The following is an 18,511-nucleotide window of genomic DNA, read 5'->3' as shown; positions in this document are numbered from 1 at the left end:
GAAAGAATAGTCGCCCTGTGAAATGAGAAAGACTGGGCATGGTAGTTCCGCGGTCAAGCCTTTGCACGCGACGAGTCGGACAGCACCCGGCAAGCGCAAGGCGATTGATGGCTCTGCTCATGGTATTGGCGGTGGCCAGCCTCGGATGCACCCACACGCAAGTGCCCGAGCGAAAGATGTACCTGATTGCCGAGAACGCCAGCAGCATCGAGCTCAAAGAAGATGCGCGCGGGATTGGTGGTTCTGGTGCCGAGGCCTACTGCAACGAACTTCAAATAAAGTGCTATGACAATTGCTGGGAGCACAAGCCTCCCATTTGGAGTATCGCAAGACACTCCGCCATGCATCGCGAATTCTTGCACCAAGAAGTGCCGCGAAGAGTTCAATGACTGCGTTTCCAAGTTGGAGGAGATTGAACGGCAAGACTCCCCCAGCAAGAAGCTGATCTTCAAGAATATCGACGCGGCACTCGACTGGCTCAAGGAAAACACGTCCGAGGCAGCACCCGGGACTCAGGTGGTTGTCGCGGGAGTAGCCTTCATGGTGGTCGTGATGGGTAGCGCGCTCTTTCTCGTCCCCGTCTAAATTCAACCACCCCCAGAAAGGCGCGGTGCCGTCATGCCCTACATTCACGACTTCGACATAGATGCGATTCTCGGGATTCTTGACTCCATCGGACAAGAACACCCAGCGGGCTCTCCGGAAAGGGATGCAATCGAGCTTGCGCAGATCGCGCTGATTTATCCTCGCCACGTCAGAAAAGAGGACGACTTCCGCAGGTTCTACAGGGATTGCTTCGACTCTTCATTCAAGCTCGTGGTTTCTCATGAGTTCATGACTCAGGAGGACGCGGATAGGTGGATCGCCAGCGGAAATGCCAAGGACGCGGAGCGCGTCAGAATCGCTGGGAGGGGGTTCATGGTTGTCGAACTGTCTGGGCGGTCTGTGTTCATGCGAGCACCGCTTGAAGGGGAAGCGGCGAAAACAGACGAATCAGAGGAGGACCCCAAGTAAGGATTTCCGGCCGTGCGGCCAGAAATGCCGTCGCCTCCGGAAACCCCTCTGCCCTTGTTGAGCTGTTGCTGAGGTTTCAGCGAAACGCGATGGGCTCGAAGCGCTTCCCATCGCGCGACGACGCCAGCTGATGGGGGAACACCGTCCACAGCTGGCCGCCAGCGACCACGAGGCGAGCGACCCCATGGGAGGGAGAGGGCAGCATCAGAGCGACGCCGCGCTCCTTCTCCATCCGGAGCACCTGGTCGCCGACGCTGACGAACAACCGATTCTTGAAGAAGGCCAACGAGTGGATGCCGTCCTTGGGGAGCAGGCGGTTGAAGTCGACGTCGTAGTCGAGCCCGTTCGCCTCCAGTTCGTCCTTGTCCACGTCTATCTGCTTCACCCACACGATGTCGTTCCACGGCTGGCTCCACTTGATGTCTTGGTCGAAGTCCCACAGGTCCTCGCCAGCGACATGGCCATGGTCGGAGTCCGGGTGGGGCGTACCCGCGAGCACCACCACCGTGCCTTCCCGGGTCACGTGCACGTCGGCGAACACCTGGGCCGTGGAGTACACGTCCGGCGCGGCCTGCGTCCTGACAGCCGGCTTGTCGGCGCGGGTGGACAGCGAGTCGACATCCGACGGGCGGGGCTTGGGCATGGGGGTGCACATATCACCCCCGGGCGAGCCCGCGCGCATCACAGTGCTGTGCGATGGGTCGCTTTCGGGTGCCGGATGTGTCCGCCCCGATGTGCGACCCAGAGGTCCTGGATGAGATGCCGGAACATGAAGCACCCCACGTAAAACCGACAACGAGCCGTTGCATGCAATGACTTTCAGCAACAGCTACGCCATCCGCTTTCTACAGAATTCGTAAGGGTTTCAGACACCCCATTCCGCGGCTCCGACTCTTCGAGTCCAGGGAAACCAAAGTCTTCCACACACCCTGGACTGGATTGGCCCGCATACTCCCACGCAAGGAGTTGTGGCATGCTCCTCATGCAACAACCACATGAAGCGCCTCATCCCTCTGGAGGAGCAATGCGTTCATTGTTGATGCTGGGTCTTACCGTCCTCGGATTTCAGTTCGGCTGCGGAGCAGGCGAAGTCGACCCAGGGGCGCAGTCCGATTTGACATCACGCGAAGACTCACTGCTTCGCTGCACGGCTGATTTCTATCTCACCTATTACAGTGATGCCACCTACACCACCCAAGTCGGCACCGAGCGGTGCGTCTGCGACAGAACACCCACGCGTACGGGCATCCGGACCGCCTACGCGATCGAACACTATTATGAAGAGTGCCCCTAGCGCGAGGCAACGACGCCTAAAACCAGACAGGTGAAGCTTGCGCAGCCCTGAGCGGCGCAAGCACACTCAGCCGCCACGCGGGGAGCAGCTCCCGGAGGGCCCTCGGCGACGAGGCCCTCCTGTCCACGAGCCGCGGCCGCCGAGGTGGAGAGCCGCTGCTACCCGGCTGTGGGCGCTCTCGGAAGGGTGAAGAAGAAACTGCTACCCGTCTCCGAATCGCTCTCAACCCAGATTCTTCCTCCGTGAGCCTCGACGATGCACCGGGAGATGTAGAGCCCAAGGCCCAGCCCTCTCTTGTCGATTTCGAGGGCTTGCCAGAAGCGCTCAAAGACGCGGCCCTGTCGCTCCTCGGTGATACCCACGCCCGTGTCAGTGACAGAGAACCTGACCTCTTCGTCCGCGGGCTCGACGCGAATCGAAATCCTGCCGCCCTCGGGAGTGAACTTGATTGCATTGCTCAGGAGATTCGCGAGCACTTGAAGAATCCGCTCGTGGTCGAAGCGAGCCAATAGGGAGTCCTTGGCGACTTCCGAATCGAGGGAGATGCCCTTGGCCGATGCGGAAGGCTGGAAGGCCTCCACCGTCTCCCGGACAAGGCGAATCGCATCTTCTGGCCGAGGATCCACCGTGAGCTTGCCCGCCTCGATGCTGGCCACGTCCAGCAAATCTCCGATGAGCCGATTCATTCGAGCGGTGAAGAGTTGAATGCTCTCCGCGTCTTTGCGGGTTCTCTGCCCGACCGCATCCTCGGATGCGTTCCTGACGAGCATCGCCGCGCGCATGGCGATCCCCCCGAGCAGCGTCCTCAAGTCGTGGCTCACCATCCCCAGGAAGTCGTCACGCGCCGTCACGGACTCATCCGAGCGCTCACGTTCACTCAACAGATGCTGGTCCGTCGTCGCACGTTCCAGCCGGAGGAGGCTCGCCAGGGCGCGATTGCGCGCTTCGCGCTCCTCCTGGAGCTTTTCGTCCGAGGTCGTCCGCTCTCGCAGAAGGGCCGCGTCCTCGTGGGACCGCTCGCGCGCCACGCTTTGGCGCTCCTGTTGTGGCGCATCGCTGCGCGCCAGCCTCTCATCCGAGGCCGCGCGGTTCTCCCTCAACGACGTGTCTGCCTCGGCCCGCGTGCGCTGGACGACCTCGTCCGCTGCTTCTTCGATGTCATCCCTTCGATTGCCGAATTCATCGTCGGTCTTCTGCCTCTCCTCTCGGAGGCTTTGATCCGTGCGCTCCTGCTCCGGTCGCGGCTTCTTGTTCTTGGGCGCCATTGGAATCGGTCTAACAGAGGCACCCGGACCCCGGAGGTGATACCCCGCCGCGCCAGGGGCAACGTCGCCTTGCGCACGGCCTGTCACCCGCCCTGCCCCCACCTCCGTCCTCGCCTGCCGGGTGTTGGACGTCGGCGCATCCCCCCCGCGCATCGCGGTCTGGAGCCTTCACTTCCCAGGCGGGTTGTAGTCCGCGGCCTACAGGCCCGACGTGGAACCTCTCACCATTCCAGACCTTTGCCGTAGGCCCGGAGCTTGCTCTTGGAGCGCCCCACAGTCTCCCAGACCCCCAGGAGCGGCATCCATGAGCGTCGGACCGGCGAGCGGCAATCGGAGCAGCGGCATCAGCGAGCAGGAAGCAGCGGCGCGACGCGCGGCGGAGGAGGCACGGCGCGCCGCGGCCGAGGCCGCGCGTCAGGCGGCGGAGGCCGCGCGTCAGGCCGCCGCGGCGCAGGCTCAGCAAGCCGCCGAGGCCGCTCGCAAGTCCAACACCGCCTTCGAGGGCCCGAGCCGTCAGCCGGAGTTCGACAAGCAGTTGGGGACCGAGGCTCCGGCCACGTCGCTGCTCACCGAGAACACCCAGGACGGCCAGAAGAACTGTCTGGACGTCGCCGCCGAGTGGGCAGACAAGGCCACCCCGGAGCTGCGCGCGAAGTCAGACATGGTCTTCCTGAAGGACACGCGCGCCGGAGCGGAGGGCGAGTCCGGCCACGTCGTCATCCGGCAGGGAGAGAAGATCCTCGACCCGACGACGAACAAGTCCTACGAGTCGATGGACGCCTTCAAGAAGGCGCAGCCGCACTACCAGGAGGCGGGCAGCATCCCCGCCACCCACGTCAAGCGCATCCTGGACACGAAGCCCGGCTCCCCCGAGCGCGCCGCCGCGATGGACAAGGCCAAGGTCCCCCCCGAACTGCGGCAGCTGATGGTCGCGGATGGCGACAAGCCGTCCCCCGCGGACCAGGCCAAGGCCGACATGGAGGCCCTGCAGTGGAACGGCAGCCAGCCGGAGACCAACTACCGGGACTTCTACGCGAAGTTCGACGGACTCAAGCAGAAGCTCGAGGCCAACCCCGACCCCGCCTATCAGAAGGAGCTGCTCAAGCTCGCGCAGCCGTGGATCCAGAACAACATCTCCGGCGAGATCGGTCGCATCGAGGTGACCTCCAGCCGCATGGATGCCTTCCGGGGAATGGCACAGGGGCTCTCCCCCGAGGCGCAGCAGGACCTGGCGAAGGTCGTGTCGGCGGGCGTCAAGGGCTTCCCCTCGAGGAAGGCCGACCTCGCGTCGGGCCCGTACGACTTCGCCATCCTCCGGCAGCTGGGCTCCGAGGGTGCGCCCATGGCGCATCAGCTCGCGCTCCAGATGCGAGAGGTGCGCGAGAAGTTCAGTGACGCGAAGAAGGACGTCGAGCAGCTCAACGAGAAGCTCGGCAGGCTCGTCGCGGGCTTCAGCGGCGCGATGACCGATGAGCAGAAGACCAAGGCCATCAACGCCTTCCGCGAGCGCCACAAGGACAAGTACGGCGCCCTGGAAGAGGCCGCGAAGAACATGACCGACGCCGTGAAGCTCTCCGGCGACGTCCTGAACCACTCCAGTGAAATCCCCGGCTCGGATCCGAACCTCGGAGGGGAAGCCCGGAAGGTGGCGGAGGAGCTGTCGACCTTCGTCAACACCGACGTGGGCAGGCAGCTCATCGACGCGGAGGTGGAGAAGCAGACCCTCGGCAAGCCCTCCATGATCGACGACCTGAACAAGCTCGTGAGCGGCGGCGAGGCCGTGAAGATCTTCGGGAAGGACATCCTCTCCGACATGACCAAGGGCCTGACCAACGCCGTCACCCGGTCCCTGGGCTCCATGGCCCTCAACGCCAAGCTGGAGGGCAAGGACGCCAGCAACTCCCGCATCATCCGGATGTTCGAGGCCGGGCTCGAGAAGAACGCGCGGCTGCTGGGCATCAACCCGGACGCGGCGACGCCTGGGGGAAAGAACGACCTGGACGACCTGAAGAAGTCCTTCAGGGACCTCCTCGATGGAAAGAAGGGGGCCTCTGACGCCTTCGTCAAGACGCTCAACGAGACGGAGCTCTTCGCCGCGGGCGCTGGCGGAGACCGGGGGACGGCTCCGGCCCTGCGGGGTCTCGCCGCCATCGCGGGCTCCATCGGCGTCGCCAAGGATGGCACGGACCTCGTCAAGCGGATGATGGGTGACGGCAGCGAGGATGCGAAGAAGCTTGCCGCGGACTCCGTCAAGCTCTTCGGCGACACCGTCTCGACGATCAGCGACACCTCGACGCTGGTCGCCGACATGGTGAACAGGGTCAAGCCGGGTCTCATCAACGTCAGCAGCGTCCTCAAGAACGCGGCCCCCGTCGGAGGGCTCTTCGGCGCCGCGGCTGACGCCTACAGCGCCATCGATGCGTTCCAGGAGGGCAACGGCACGAAGGCCGCGGGCAAGACGATGACGGCGCTCGGCGGCGCGGTCCTGTCGCTCGCGGTGCTGTCCAACGCCGTCCCCGGCGCGGGGCAGATCGCCGCGGGCGCCCTGTTCCTCGTGGGGACCGGCATCAACATCTACGCGGACATCAAGGAGAAGCGGCTGGAGGAGAAGGAGACCAAGGCCTTCCTCGCGGACGCGGGGTTCCCGTCCGCTCTCGCGGAGAAGATCAAGGACCCGGAGCTGGCCGCCAAGACGGGCCAGTTCCTGAGCCAGCTGTCGGACCGCACCGGCATGGACGCGCAGACCCTCCAGGCCCAGCTCGGCGCCATGGACGAGCGCCAGCTCGACCTGCTCATCCGCGCCGTCAAGCACACGGAGATGGACAAGACGGGCTTCATCGACTCCGACAACGATGGTGGCACCTACGTGGTCTCCGACGGCAACTCCTCGCCTGGAGACAAGAACGACCCGAATGCCATCAAGGACAAGCTCGGGAGCATGGACGACGTCATCAGCTACTTGCACACGGCCCACATCCTCGTGAGCGAGAAGGACCTCGTCTCTTGACCCACCCTCTCCGCCCACCCGGAGCCAACGCCAGGCTCCGGCGGGACTGACGGGGCACGCCAACCGCCAGCCGTCTCGCAGGTCTTCCGTTTCGCACACCCTCCAGGGTCTCCCTGGGTATGCTGTGGCGGTGGCGAAGCATCGACGGCAACCTGCGGCCACCGAAGGTCGAGGAGCCTCGCCGGACTGGGGGGCGCAGCCCCTTCTCCGCCGTCCTGCTCCAGGTGCGTCTTCGTCGAGGGGAGTTTCTGACATGCGCTTGACCTGGATTCTGTTGGGAGTGCTCTGGTTGGGATGTTCCGTTCAGCTCACGGGGGTGCCCTGCGCGGACGACCTCCAGTGCCTCGAGACGGAGCGGTGCGGAACAGAAGGCGTGTGCCTGGAGGGAGCGCGGACGGAGCAGATGCTCGCCGAATCCTGCAAGGAGGCGGCGGAGCAAATCGCAATCCACGCGAGCAAGTGCTTGAAGGGCACCGTTGAAGGTTTCCGTTCGGTCATCGCCCCTACGGAAGCATGTGCCTCCATCGAAGCGAGCGTCGCCGCCGGAAGACAGCGGTTCCAGCCCGAGAAGTTCGGGGAATGCGTGCGCGCGATTCAAGAGAGGGACTGTGAAGACATCGATCCCGAGCATCTCGCGCCAGGGATGTTGTTCGAAGGGTGCCCGGCCTTCGCAGCACAAGCCGAGCTGAATAGCGCCTGCGCCAGTACCGCGGACTGCGGGGACGGGTGGTGCGACCTCTCCGCGGGATGTCTTGGCGTGTGCCGCGCATATGCCAGCGCTGGCGGAGCCTGCACAACGCAGGACGAGTGCGCTCCTGGCTCGTACTGCTTCAAGGACAAGTGCCTTGCAGCCGCGAAGGAAGGCGAGTCCTGCAACAAGACCGTGAAGTGCGAATCGGGCTTGAGTCTTGGTTGCAGCGGTAGCGAAAAGTGCGTCAAGCGCAAGGATTCGGGCCCGTGCAAGGAAGATGGCGAGTGCCTGGCTGGGTCTCAATGCTTGAGTCTTCAGTCCTCCGGCAACAAGGAGTGCCATCCCACGAAGGCGCCTGAAGACTCGTGTGTCGTAGGCACGGGGGAATGCGGCGCAATCTCATTCTGCGACAAGGGAACCAACACCTGTCAGCAATATCCTGGCCCCGGCAAGCCGTGTGGCTATCTGCTCGACATCCCAGATGTCCTGGTCACCTGCCTGGACAGCGTATGCAAATTCGGCACAAGTCTTATTGACGGAAGGTGCCAGACACCTTTCTTCCCCTTGGGACAGCGGTGCAATACGAACGTGGAGTGCGGTCGCGAGAATGCCTGCCACAATGACATCTGCGTCAGACAATGGTGTATCCCCGCGTGAGCGGAGAAGACTCACGCCTTCTCCTGCTTATCCGTCAGACAGGGCCTGGCGGCGTACAGCACGCGTCGCGCGTGGGTAGTCCGTATACCCCTCCGCGCCAGGCCCATGGAGCAGCTCCTTCCTCATCTGCGCCAGCGGCAGCCCCTCGCGCGCGCGCGTGACGAAGTCGGGGTTCGCGATGAACGGCGAGCCGAAGGCCACCAGCTCCGCCTGCCGGGCGGCGAGGAGGGACTGGGCGCTCTCCGCCGTGAAGCCCTTGTTGGCGATGAGCGTCCCTCCAAAGGCGCTTCGAATCGTCACGGCGGTGAACAGCTCCCAGGTGTTGTGCGCGCTGGCTGGCGCGGGGGCCGGACTGGCGCGCCTGCCACGCGCGCAGGCGAACACCCGTGCCTTGATTGAAGTGCTCAAGCCGTTCGCGCCGCCTCCGTACCAGGCGTTCGCGGTCTATCCAGCCGCGCGGCACCCGAGCGCGTCACTGCGTGCGATGCTCACGGTGATGGGCGAAACGTTCGGTTCATGCGAGGCCCCGATGCGCGTTGGCAGTGATTTGTAAGGCGACGACGCGCGCCCCTGGCCCTCGCGAGCTGCCTGGCCTTACCGCCGCGTCTTCCTGGAACGCGCCTGCGTCTGGCTGGAACGCAAGTGCGCGCGGACACACCGGGCTCCTCGCCTCAACTGATATGGACCATGACTTGCAATCCTCCCGCCCCAAAGGCCTCGTCGAGGAGCGCGGGAATGATTTGCGAGAAGCATGGCTGGCTGGACTGTCCCTTATGTACGGCCTGTCGCCATGGGCTCCCGGTAGCCAGCTGTAACTTCTGTGCGAAAGGTATTGAGGGCTTCGAGCTTCAGATGCCGTCGCCCACGACTCCGCCCCCGCCCCTCGTCACGGCCACGCTCCTGAAATGCGAGGACCTGAAGACACACGCGGGTATCAAGGAGATGAGCCCCTCCACCGATTTCTACCTCGCGCTGAACTCCGCGCCCATCAAGGGCTTCCCGGGGAGGTTCGTGAAACGCCTCATGCAATCGAGTGAAGGCAATCCCATCCAGGTCCTCGTCCTGGCGAACTCGCAGCAGGTATCCGAGCACAGGGACTCTCCCCACCTGGCGTTCAAGAACATCTGCCAGGGGGCTTCGGACCTCCCCATCGATGTCACCATGTCGGACTATACCTACAGGGACACGGAGTGGACGAAGGAGCTGCCGAACTTCCGGACCAGGACCGTCCGTCTGGACCACACCCAGACCGGCGCGAGCTCCATCGCGGGGACGAGCTTCGACCTCATCGTGGGCAAGCGCATCCTGTGTGACTGCGAGAACCAGGCGGGCTGTACCGGCATTGGCTATGAGACCGGCCCGGCCAGGGACTTCCTCCTGTTCGTCATCAACCGGCTGCGAAACGCGAACTCCATCGCCTATCTGCACGGAGACACCGGCCACCTGCGCACCTGCTATCTCTACGCCATCCAGGCCATCAAGGCGCAGTGCGATGACCTCAAGTACGTCCCGGACCCGAACGACTCGACGAACTGCGTGGGCTTCGCGTTCAGCAAGAAGAACGCATAGCCACGTGACGTGCCGCCACATGCCAGGACGCGCGCGAAGTCGGGAGCCCGGTGTATCACCGCACCTTCTCGGTGGCGCGTTCACTCTGTCCGAAGTCGCGGGCCGCGGCCCTCACTTCGCGTCGAGGCTGTTGTGAGGGATGACGATCCTCACTCCGGGAGGCCCCGCCGGTGATGCGATGCCCACGCCGGGCACGAAGGTGGCCACCGGCTCGCTCTTGCCCTTCACCGCCACCGGGGCCGCTGGGGACCAGCTGAAGGTCTCTCCCGCGTTGGCGCGTGTGGCCGCGGACACGAGCAGCGGCGTTCCCACCTGCTTGGTCAGCCCTTCGATGCGGCTGGCCAGGTTCACCGCGTCACCAATCACCGTGTACTCGCGCCGCTGCGAGCTGCCCACGTCCCCCACGACGACGCGGCCGGTGTGGATGCCGATGCCAATGCGCAGCGCCTCCTCGCCCCGCGCCACGCGCTCCGTGTTGAGCGTCGTCAGCGCGTCGAGCATCTCCAGCCCGCACGCCACCGCCGCGCGCGCATGGTCCGGATGGTCCAGCGGAGCGCCGAAGTACGCGAGGATGCCGTCGCCGATGAACTTGTCGAGCGTCCCGCCATGGCGGAACACCACCTCCACCATGCGCGACAGATACTCGTTGAGCAGCGCCACCACCCGGGGGCTGTCCATCCGCTCCGACATGGAGGTGAAGTCACGGATGTCCGAGAACAGCAGCGTCACCTCGCGATGCTGGCCATTCGCCAGTCCCGTGCCCCGCTCGGCGATGTGGCGGGCCACCTCCGGGGAGAAGTAGCGCCCCAGCCGCTCCAACCGGGACTGCTCGCGGGAGATGCCGTGCAGCAGACGCTGGATGCGGTGCGTGGCGTAGCCGAGCGCCAGGGCCGTGACACCCAGGATGACGATGAGCGTTGGAGCAAGGCTCCACACGCCAGGCGGGCCCAGCTGCATCAGGGTGAGCGTGAAGCCCATGCTCATCACCGCGCAGAGCGCCACGATGCCCACGTCCAGCGACAACACCGACAGCGCGAGCAGCGCGCAGTACACCCCGCAGGACAACGGCCCCACGAGGTCGGTGGGCACTCCGGCCTGGAGGGTGAAGTATTGCTGGAGGAAGACCATGGGCGCGTCCACCAGCGCCACGGCCATGCCCGCGTACCGGCACCAGCGCACGAAGCCCCCCGCCACCGCCCAGAGCGCCCCCGCGAGCACCAGGTATCCGCCCAGCGCCACCGGGGACGCGGGCCACCCAAGGCTCACGCTCAGGCAGAGCCAGGCGAGCACCCCCGCGAAACGCAGCGCCCCCAGGCGCCGCGCCACGCGAATCTGCTCGTCGAGGAGGTTGCGCTCGAAGGCGATGGACAGGTCCGGCTCAGCCGGTTCAGGAAGAGGAGTCACGAGCTTTGATACCATGTGTTCCTCATGTTATCAGAGGCCGCCCCTGGCTATTTCGCTCGCCTCCGGCAACACCAGACATGAATTCCTCCGGCGCCAGTCTTTTGATGTAGACAGCTTGGAGGGTTGATTCCCGCGACGCGCCGGAGGGGCGCGCGGCCTGCCGACGGCCGGGTGCATCGCTCGGCCGTCCGCGTCCGCGGCCATCCTCGGCTCCTCTGGAGCACGCCACCGCGCTCTGTAGCGGAATATTCCTGGAGGTCGGGCGGTGGAGCCCTTGCGACCCACCTTGTCGTATTGACTGGCGTACGAATTGACGAACATTCCGCCTGTCAACCGCTCATCAATAAATAATCGACCCTATATTGCCCTGGAGTATCAGCCCTGCCTGAGCCGGTCTGACGCATTTGTTCGTTTATTCGTCCACCTGTGCCGCAGCCCCTATGGCCCAGTCCAGCGCGGCGGTACGGCTAGAACGATGAGAGCGGGAAAGCATGCGATGGGCAGGCAAAGCACTTCGGGCACCCCCTCGGCCACGCTGAGCACCTTCCCCATTCAGGGCGGGGTCGACGCCCGTCCAGCAGAGGCGCGGGTCGCTCGGTCGGGTGGGGGAAACCGTGCTTGACGAAGGTGAGCACGAGGCCTGCGTCGACGCCTGGCTTGACCGAGCCGCCAGGAACCTGTCGACGGAGGCCTTTCTCCAGCTCTTCGAGACGGCGCTCACCGTGTTATGGAAACAGACGTTGACCACGCTCGGCGAAGTGACGCTGACCGCCATCGCTGGACGCGTTCTACACAATGCCTCCGAGCGGTTCCCGCTCTTCTTGTCCCTCAAGGTCGAACGGCTGAAGGGGCTCCAGTTCGGCGAGCTCTGGGAGCAGGTCCGCGCCGGGCACGACTCCGGGCTGAGGGAAGGAAGTCGCTTCGTGCTCGTGGAGTTCCTCACCGTGCTCGGCAACCTGACCGCTGAAATCCTCACGCCGGAGCTGCATGCGGAGCTCTCCAAAGTCGCACTTCCAGAGGCGGTTCCGCCACGCGTCACCGCGGGCGAGGACACAACGTCATGACGAAGAGAATCGAAATCCCGCGCCTGCAGACCGGCGTCCCCAACCTCGATGAGCTCTTCAAGGGCGGCCTGCCCAAGGGCTCCGTCACCGCCGTGTGCGGCCCGCCCGGCTCGGGCAAGACGACGCTCACCCAGCAGATCTGCTTCCACAACGCCTCGGCCGCCCACCGCGTCCTCGCCTTCAACACCCTCTCGGAGCCAACCGCGAAGACGCTGCGGCACCTCCAGCAGTTCTCGTTCTTCGACCCGAAGAAGTTCGAGGAGGGCGTCAAGTTCGTGGACCTCGGCACCATGCTGCGGATGAGGAGCTTCGATGCGGCCCTCGAGCTCATCATGGACAACCTCAAGCAGGTCAAGCCAGACATCGTCGTCATCGACAGCTTCAAGGCCTTTGACGACCTGGCGACCTCCAAGGAGGAGCTCCGGACGTTCGGCTATGAGATTGCCGTGAACCTGATGGCTTGGGAGACCACCGCGCTGCTCCTCGGCGAGTACGGGCCCGGCGACTACGAGAACAATCCCCTCTTCTCCATCGTCGACGGCCTCCTCGTCCTGTCTCAGCGCGTGTCCCAGGGCGAGCACCAGCGCTTCTTCAGAATCGTCAAGATGCGTGGGACGGACCACAGCCGGGACGAGCATCCCTTCCTCATCACCTCCAACGGCCTGGAGATGTTCGCTCCCCGCGAGGCCATCAAGCGCGAGTCGATTCCGGAGGAGCCGCAGGAGCGCTGCAAGACGCACATCACCAAGCTCGACGAGCTTCTCGGGCCCGGCATCCCCTGGGGGTCCAGCCTCCTGCTCAGCGGCGTCGCGGGCACCGGCAAGACGGTCCTCTCCCTCGAGTTCATCTACCGGGGCGCGCTCGCGGGCGAGAAGGGCATCCTCTTCTCCTTCGAGGAGAGCGAGGAGCGCCTCCGCGCCGCCGCGAAGGGGCTCGGCTGGGAGCTCGACCGGGAGATTGAGCGCGGCATGGTGGAGATCGTCTTCATCCCCCAGCCCGACATCATGGTGGAGGCCCACCTCTTGATGATTCGCGAGCGCATCAAGGCCATGAAGGCCCGGCGCGTGGTCATCGACTCCGTCTCCGTGTTCCTGGACAAGGTGACGGACCCGCAGCTCAGCCGCGAGAAGGTCTTCCACCTCTGCAGCATCGTCCAGAACGCCCATGCCGTCGGCTTCTTTGCCACCGACATCCCCTACGGCTCCCGTCAGGTCAGCCGCATGGGCGTCGAGGAGACCGTGGTGGACGGCGTCATCATCCTCAGCTCCACGGAGGAGGGCCTGGAGCGCGAGCGCTACATCGAGGTGTACAAGCTTCGCAACACCGCTCACCTCAAGGGCCGACACGCCATGGCCATTGGCGCCGGGGGCGTCTCCATCTTCCCTCGTTATGGAGAAGAGCTCTGCGTGGAGGCCCCTCCCCCCGCGCTGGAGGCCTCCTCCCGGCTGGGCTCTGGCACTCCCGGGCTCGACGCGCTGATGGGTGGTGGGTTGCTCAGGCGAAGCGCCACCCTCGTCTCTGGCAGCGCGGGCGTCGGCAAGAGCACCTTCGGAATCCAGTTCCTCCTGGAGGGCGCCAGGGCCAGGGAGCCGGGCCTCTATGTGTCGATGGAAGAGGGACCCGAGCAGCTGCTCGCCAGCGCCGACGCCCTGGGATTGCCGCTGCGCGCGCAGCTCGCCGCGGGCCTCATCCAGGTGCTCTACGTCTCCCGGGAGCACCTGCGCGCGGGGCAGTTCCTGGCCGTGCTGTCGGACCAGCTCACGGCGCTGAAGGCCTCACGAGTCGTGCTCGACGCCGCGACGCAGCTGCTGACGGCACACACGCCCATCGACGAGTTCCGTCACGTGCTCTACAAGCTGGTGGTCCGCTTCAAGACCCTGGGCATCACCAGCGTCCTCACCCTGGAGTCGTCCTCGCTCTTCTCCATGGAGCGAGTCACCGACCAGGGGCTCTCACCCATCGCCGACAACCTGCTCATGATGCGCTACGAGGAAGCAGCGGGCCGCCTGGCGCCCACGCTGACGGTCGTGAAGACTCGTGGCAGTGAGCATGATCGTCGAACCTATTTCATGACGGTCGCGCAGGGAGGGCTGCGAATCGGGTCGTCCGTGAGCGAACTCCCGACGCCTTCCTGGGCCGCCTTCGATGACACGAGGCGCTGATGAGCCCTGGTCGGCGAAAGAAGGGCCCTCACCCTGCTTCACGGGAAGCGACAAGCGCGCAGCGCACGCGGGACCTGTCACCAGCCGACCCTTCGTTCGCGAGCCTGGAGCAGGCCTATCGGCGGCTCGACCACCTGTATGAAATCAGCAAGCTCTTCGCGAGCTTCGAGAGCGTCGCGGAGTCCTTCGACCCGGCGCTTGGCATCCTCGCGAAGTCGCTGCCCCTGCGCAGCGCGGTCCTCATCGAGACGGAGAACGGCCAGTCGAAGATGATCGTCTGGCCGTCCGAGCTCCAGGACTCCGAGCGGCTGCGAGCGGTCAAGGACCACGCGGAGGCCTCCTACGCCTACCTCGTCGGGGCGAAGTCGACCGAGGCCCTCGGGCTCAGTGAGCAGCCGGGCAAGACCCTGCTGCCCTGGCAGGCGCGGATTGAAGGGGACGACGGCAAGCGGTTCATCGTCATCCCCCTCGTGGTGGCCCAGCGCTCGCTCTTCGGCGCCCTTCAGCTCGAAGGGGCCTTTTCCCTCGACAAGAAGGACCTGATCTTCGTCAACGCCATCGCCAATCAGCTCGCGATCGCGCTCGAACGTGACCGCGCGTGGCGCAAGGACATCACCCGACGCGAGGACGCCGAGGAGGAGCGTGAGCAAGCGAAGGCGCGCGGCGCCGTGGCTGACCGGGAGCGCATTGTCGCCGAGAGTTCGAGTGACAGATACGAGGCGCTCGCCAGGGAGAACGCCCAACTGTACAAGCAGGCGCAGGTCGCGGTGAGAGAGCGTGAGCAGATCCTCAGGGTGGTGTCTCACGACCTGAAGAACCCCCTCTCGACCATCATCATGACCACCGGCGCGCTCGCACCGAAGGAAACCGCCGCGAGGCCGCGGACCGAGCTTCCTGTTCCCCTGGGGGTCGAGCGAATCCAACGCGCGGCCGAGCGCATGATGCGGCTCATCGAAGACCTGCTCGACTTCGCGAGCATCGAGCGCGGGCATCTCTCCATCAAGCGTCAGCCGAACGACCCGGCCACGCTGGTCCACGAGACGCTGGCGAGCTTCGAGCGCATCGCCCAGGAGCATCAATTGAAGATGACTGGGGAGGTCGAGCCGGGCCTCCCGCTCATTTTTTGCGACAAGGATCGCATCCTCCAGGTCCTGTCCAACCTGGTCGGCAACGCCACCAAGGTCACAGCGGAGGGAGGGAGCATCACCCTCTCGGTGGAGGCGCGCGCGCGCGAGTGCGTGTTCGCGGTCGCGGACACGGGTCCAGGGATTCAGCGGGAGGACCTCAAGCACCTGTTCGACCGGTACTGGCGCAGCAACGAGGCACGGTACGAGGGGCTGGGCCTGGGGCTCTCCATCGCGAGCGGAATCATCGACGAGCATGGTGGCCGCCTCTGGGTGGAGAGCGAGTGGGGACACGGCGCGACGTTCCGCTTCACGGTTCCCCTGGCCAAGGACGTCGGCACGGCCACCGCGCCGTGACTTCGCGCCCGGGCATGCGGGCCTTGCGAGCCCAGGCGTGGACACGCGGCCCGGAGTCGAGCGACCTCCGGGCCGTGCTTCACCATACGTCCATCACCAGGGGGCGATGGCCATGTCCGGGTAGAAGGCGGTGAACTGCCCGGTGGAGAGCGACTGCACCTGGCGGAAGCTGTCCGTGCGGTAGAGGTAGAGGTCGTCCCGGTTGTCGTTGTCGTGGTCGAGGATGACGACCTTGTCCTGGTGCTTGGAGACGTCGTAGGCCCACGTCCCCCCGATGCCCGAACCGCCGTAGGCGACGGAGAAGCCACCCGCGCCGTTGCCCTGCAGGACGTACGCGGCATTCGAGCCGGGCCGGTAGAAGAAGAGGTCGTCGTAGTTGTCGCCGTTGAAGTCGAGCTTCACCGCCGTGTCCCAGCGGTCCAGGATGTCGTAGCCACCGACGCCCGTGGTGGCGGTGGTGAGCGTGAGGCCGGTGCTGGTGCCCCTCGCGAGGTACGCCGCCCCGGTGCCCGGACGGTACATCAGCAGGTCGTCACGGCCGTCACCGTTGTAATCGAGCACCAGCGCCTCATCGAGCGGGTCCTCGAAGTTGTAGCCCAGGAATCCAAAGCTCATGGAGCTGCCCATGAAGCCCCACGACGAGGTGTTGTGAGCCAGGCCCGTAAAGCCAACGCCCGGGCGGAAGAAGAAGAGGTCGTCGCGGCCGTCACCGTCGTAGTCGAGCACGCGCACCTGGTCGCGGATGTCGCTGAGGCTGTAACCACCGATACTCGTGTAGCTGGCATAGGCCTGGGAGAAGGTCCCGTTGCCGTTGCTGCGCGCCACCCAGGCCACGTTATTACCGGGCCGATAGAAGAAGAGGTCCTTGTAGCCGTCGTTGTCGTAGTCGAAGGCGAAGGCGCGGTCCTGCGGCTCGGCGAAATCGAAGCCGGCGAAGATGGACGCCGCCGTGGTGGTGGTGAACGTCCGGTTCGCGTTGCCCTGCATGGCGTACGCGGGGCCGCCACCCGGGCGGTAGACGAAGAGGTCATCCCGGCCGTCGTTGTTGAAGTCGAGCACCACCACGCGGTCATTCGGGGACCAGAAGTCGAAGCCCGCGCTCATGATGCTGGTGGAGCGCGTCCAGCTCCCGGACGAGTTGGAGTAGCCGACCCAGGCCTGACCGGTGCCGGGCCGGTAGGTGAGCACGTCATCCAGGCCGTTGCCGTCGAAGTCGCCCGCCACCGTCAGCGGTCCACGCTTGTACGTGTCCGTCGCCCCCCAGGCATCCCAGTTGCTGAGGATGAGATACTGCCCCGTGTAACCCGGGCAGATGTCGTAGTGCATGATGGAGGCGGAGTCGTAGGGAGTGACGGCCCTCCAACTGCTGTCCTCGAAGCAGGTCCCGGAGACCCGGGTGTGCTCGTGGCGGAAGCCCAGCACGTGCCCCAGCTCGTGCGCGAGGATCTCCGCCAGCGCGTTGGTGACCAAGCCGGAGACCCGGTCCGGTCTGATGTAGAGGTTGCGACTGGCGCGGCTGCCATTCGGGAAGAAGGCCCGGGCGTCATAGGGCGCGTCCAGGGGGCCCGGGCGCACGTCGAAGAGGACGTTGTTGTTGGTGTTGGTGCAGTTGTTGTCCTGGGAGCTGTCGTGGATGAAGGCAACGTGGGCCTCGCTCTCCCAGACGAGGGCGGCGCGCTGCATGGCCTCGACCACCTTGGCGTGGTCGCTGAAAAGCGTGCTCACGCAGTAGGTGAGGTTCAAGGCCTGCGAGGCGTTCCACACGACGTCCGCCCCAGCGCCCTGGTGGACGAGGAGCGCGCCTGCCTGGATGTTCCGGGCGTAGTACTCCCGCAGCTTGTCTTCACCCTCGACGGGGATGTCTCCGTCGACGATATAGATGCCGGTGTCGGGCTCCTGGTAGACAGTCGCCTTGAACTGCTCGAAGGAGAGACCCGAGGACAGGGTCTCTTCCGGAGCGGGCATGGAAGGGCTCGACGAGCCTCCGCAGCCCGCCAGGAGCAGACCACCCAGTAGATAGGAATAGCTACGCATTGAGGTCTCCATCGGACACGCCGTCCGCGGTGTCCGTGTGCACACTGCCGGTGTCATCCCGGGATACGTGGAGACCTTCGAACCCTGGTCGTCGCGAGGCGTTGATTTCTGGGACGATGGACGCGCGGGGCACCTCGTCGCCCGCGCTCCATCTCCAAGGAACCTCACCATGCTTCGTCAGCTCTCGACCCTTCGCTCACTGACCACCCTCGCCACGCTCGCCACGCTGTCCACCGCCGCCGCGGAGGAACAGGCCCGGACGGTGGCCTCGACGTCCCCCAAGCCCACCGCGGCCGTCTCGGAGGCACGGCCGGAGAAGGTCGCCCGGACTGGCGCCTCGACGCTCCTGGCCGGCAACCACTCCATCTCCATTCCCGCCATCACCTGCACGCCCCAGGACAACATCCCGTCGGGCAACCCAGACATCTGTATCAGCGGCGCCACGGTCCGTACGGACGGCGACCAGGACGTCCCGTGCATGGTGCGCGGCGGCACCACGCGCCGCACGTACGCGTGCGCCTTGAACCTGCCCGCCGGCGCCCAGCTCCAGGAGGTCATCGCCTACGGAATGGACTACTCCACCCTCGGCTACTTCGAGGCGTCCATCTGGAAGACCCCGGACGCGGGCTTCACGCCCAGCTACATCAGCACCTTCGGCGGCACGTGGCAGTCCTCGGGGATTGCCTTCAACGGCGGCTACGCCAGCTTCCCCATCTTCCCCGCCACCCAGCCGCCCCACACCGTGCTGGCCGGCGAGCGGTATGTGATTGGCTTCGCCACGCGTGACCCCAACGAGTTCACCTACATGGGTGGCTTCAGCGTCAACTATTACCTGCCGTGACGTGTCGCCGCCGCGGCGCCGCGGGCTC

The 18,511-nt window shown here is 65.3% G+C and carries 16 protein-coding genes; 11 read left to right on the top strand and 5 right to left on the bottom strand.

The window, feature by feature from the left end; genetic code table 11:
• Positions 1 to 107: 107 nt before the first annotated feature.
• Together ACN469_RS41325 and ACN469_RS41320 are read left to right on the top strand one after the other, a co-directional pair.
• The gene (locus ACN469_RS41325) at positions 108 to 389 is read left to right on the top strand and encodes a hypothetical protein (protein ID WP_498777542.1); all 282 of its coding nucleotides are present in this window, start codon (positions 108 to 110) and stop codon (positions 387 to 389) included.
• A gap of 229 nt (positions 390 to 618) precedes the next feature.
• Positions 619 to 1,014, top strand: a complete 396-nt coding sequence (locus tag ACN469_RS41320; RefSeq protein WP_498777540.1) for a hypothetical protein — start codon at positions 619 to 621, stop codon at positions 1,012 to 1,014.
• A 76-nt stretch (positions 1,015 to 1,090) separates the two neighbouring features.
• Here the strand turns inward: ACN469_RS41320 and ACN469_RS41315 are convergent, their stop codons facing one another.
• Entirely contained in the window at positions 1,091 to 1,657 is a 567-nt protein-coding gene (locus tag ACN469_RS41315) for a hypothetical protein (protein WP_498777538.1), read from the bottom strand.
• 330 nt (positions 1,658 to 1,987) lie between these two features.
• On the opposite strand from ACN469_RS41315, the gene ACN469_RS41310 reads away from it, so the two are divergent.
• Complete coding sequence (locus ACN469_RS41310; RefSeq protein WP_498777536.1) at positions 1,988 to 2,308, top strand: DUF6289 family protein; 321 nt, start codon at positions 1,988 to 1,990, stop codon at positions 2,306 to 2,308.
• A 158-nt stretch (positions 2,309 to 2,466) separates the two neighbouring features.
• Here the strand turns inward: ACN469_RS41310 and ACN469_RS41305 are convergent, their stop codons facing one another.
• Positions 2,467 to 3,660: a sensor histidine kinase gene (locus ACN469_RS41305; protein WP_498777534.1), complete on the bottom strand. Its 1,194-nt coding sequence runs from the start codon at positions 3,658 to 3,660 to the stop codon at positions 2,467 to 2,469.
• Between the two features lie 217 nt (positions 3,661 to 3,877).
• Between ACN469_RS41305 and ACN469_RS41300 the strand changes: the two genes are divergently transcribed.
• On the top strand, positions 3,878 to 6,580 hold the full coding sequence (locus tag ACN469_RS41300) for a hypothetical protein (RefSeq protein ID WP_498777532.1): 2,703 nt from the start codon (positions 3,878 to 3,880) through the stop codon (positions 6,578 to 6,580).
• A gap of 403 nt (positions 6,581 to 6,983) precedes the next feature.
• On the top strand, positions 6,984 to 7,928 hold the full coding sequence (locus ACN469_RS41295; RefSeq protein WP_498777530.1) for a hypothetical protein: 945 nt from the start codon (positions 6,984 to 6,986) through the stop codon (positions 7,926 to 7,928).
• Between the two features lie 27 nt (positions 7,929 to 7,955).
• Here ACN469_RS41295 and ACN469_RS41290 read toward each other — a convergent pair whose 3' ends face one another.
• Entirely contained in the window at positions 7,956 to 8,336 is a 381-nt protein-coding gene (locus ACN469_RS41290; protein ID WP_498777528.1) for an oxidoreductase, read from the bottom strand.
• Here ACN469_RS41290 and ACN469_RS41285 point away from each other — a divergent pair.
• Both ACN469_RS41285 and ACN469_RS41280 read left to right on the top strand, forming a co-directional pair.
• Positions 8,233 to 8,481, top strand: coding sequence for a LysR substrate-binding domain-containing protein (locus ACN469_RS41285; RefSeq protein WP_498777527.1), 249 nt, complete (start codon positions 8,233 to 8,235; stop codon positions 8,479 to 8,481). The two genes, ACN469_RS41290 and ACN469_RS41285, sit on opposite strands and share 104 nt — an antisense overlap.
• Before the next feature lie 299 nt (positions 8,482 to 8,780).
• Positions 8,781 to 9,497 (top strand): hypothetical protein, encoded by a 717-nt coding sequence (locus ACN469_RS41280; RefSeq protein ID WP_498777526.1) that lies wholly within the window; start codon positions 8,781 to 8,783, stop codon positions 9,495 to 9,497.
• Between the two features lie 111 nt (positions 9,498 to 9,608).
• On the opposite strand, the gene ACN469_RS41275 is transcribed toward ACN469_RS41280, so the two are convergent.
• Positions 9,609 to 10,916 (bottom strand): adenylate/guanylate cyclase domain-containing protein, encoded by a 1,308-nt coding sequence (locus ACN469_RS41275; protein ID WP_498777525.1) that lies wholly within the window; start codon positions 10,914 to 10,916, stop codon positions 9,609 to 9,611.
• A 599-nt stretch (positions 10,917 to 11,515) separates the two neighbouring features.
• Between ACN469_RS41275 and ACN469_RS41270 the strand changes: the two genes are divergently transcribed.
• The 3 genes from ACN469_RS41270 to ACN469_RS41260 are packed head-to-tail and all read left to right on the top strand — an operon-like array spanning position 11,516 to position 15,608.
• Positions 11,516 to 11,965 (top strand): hypothetical protein, encoded by a 450-nt coding sequence (locus ACN469_RS41270; protein WP_498777523.1) that lies wholly within the window; start codon positions 11,516 to 11,518, stop codon positions 11,963 to 11,965.
• The gene (locus tag ACN469_RS41265; protein WP_498777521.1) at positions 11,962 to 14,127 is read left to right on the top strand and encodes a DUF7125 family protein; all 2,166 of its coding nucleotides are present in this window, start codon (positions 11,962 to 11,964) and stop codon (positions 14,125 to 14,127) included. Before ACN469_RS41270 ends, ACN469_RS41265 begins: the two co-directional genes overlap by 4 nt.
• Complete coding sequence (locus ACN469_RS41260) at positions 14,127 to 15,608, top strand: GAF domain-containing sensor histidine kinase (RefSeq protein WP_498777519.1); 1,482 nt, start codon at positions 14,127 to 14,129, stop codon at positions 15,606 to 15,608. Before ACN469_RS41265 ends, ACN469_RS41260 begins: the two co-directional genes overlap by 1 nt.
• A 93-nt stretch (positions 15,609 to 15,701) precedes the next feature.
• Here ACN469_RS41260 and ACN469_RS41255 read toward each other — a convergent pair whose 3' ends face one another.
• On the bottom strand, positions 15,702 to 17,642 hold the full coding sequence (locus ACN469_RS41255; RefSeq protein ID WP_498777517.1) for an FG-GAP-like repeat-containing protein: 1,941 nt from the start codon (positions 17,640 to 17,642) through the stop codon (positions 15,702 to 15,704).
• Positions 17,643 to 17,811: 169 nt separating this feature from the next.
• Between ACN469_RS41255 and ACN469_RS41250 the strand changes: the two genes are divergently transcribed.
• Positions 17,812 to 18,483 (top strand): hypothetical protein, encoded by a 672-nt coding sequence (locus tag ACN469_RS41250; protein ID WP_498777515.1) that lies wholly within the window; start codon positions 17,812 to 17,814, stop codon positions 18,481 to 18,483.
• Positions 18,484 to 18,511: the final 28 nt, after the last annotated feature.

It is taken from the genome of Corallococcus terminator, from assembly GCF_049194865.1.
GTDB classification, from domain to species: Bacteria; Myxococcota; Myxococcia; order Myxococcales; family Myxococcaceae; genus Myxococcus; species Myxococcus terminator_A.
The sequence above is the reverse complement of the archived record's forward strand: the minus strand, read 5'-3'. Positions and strand labels throughout refer to the sequence as shown.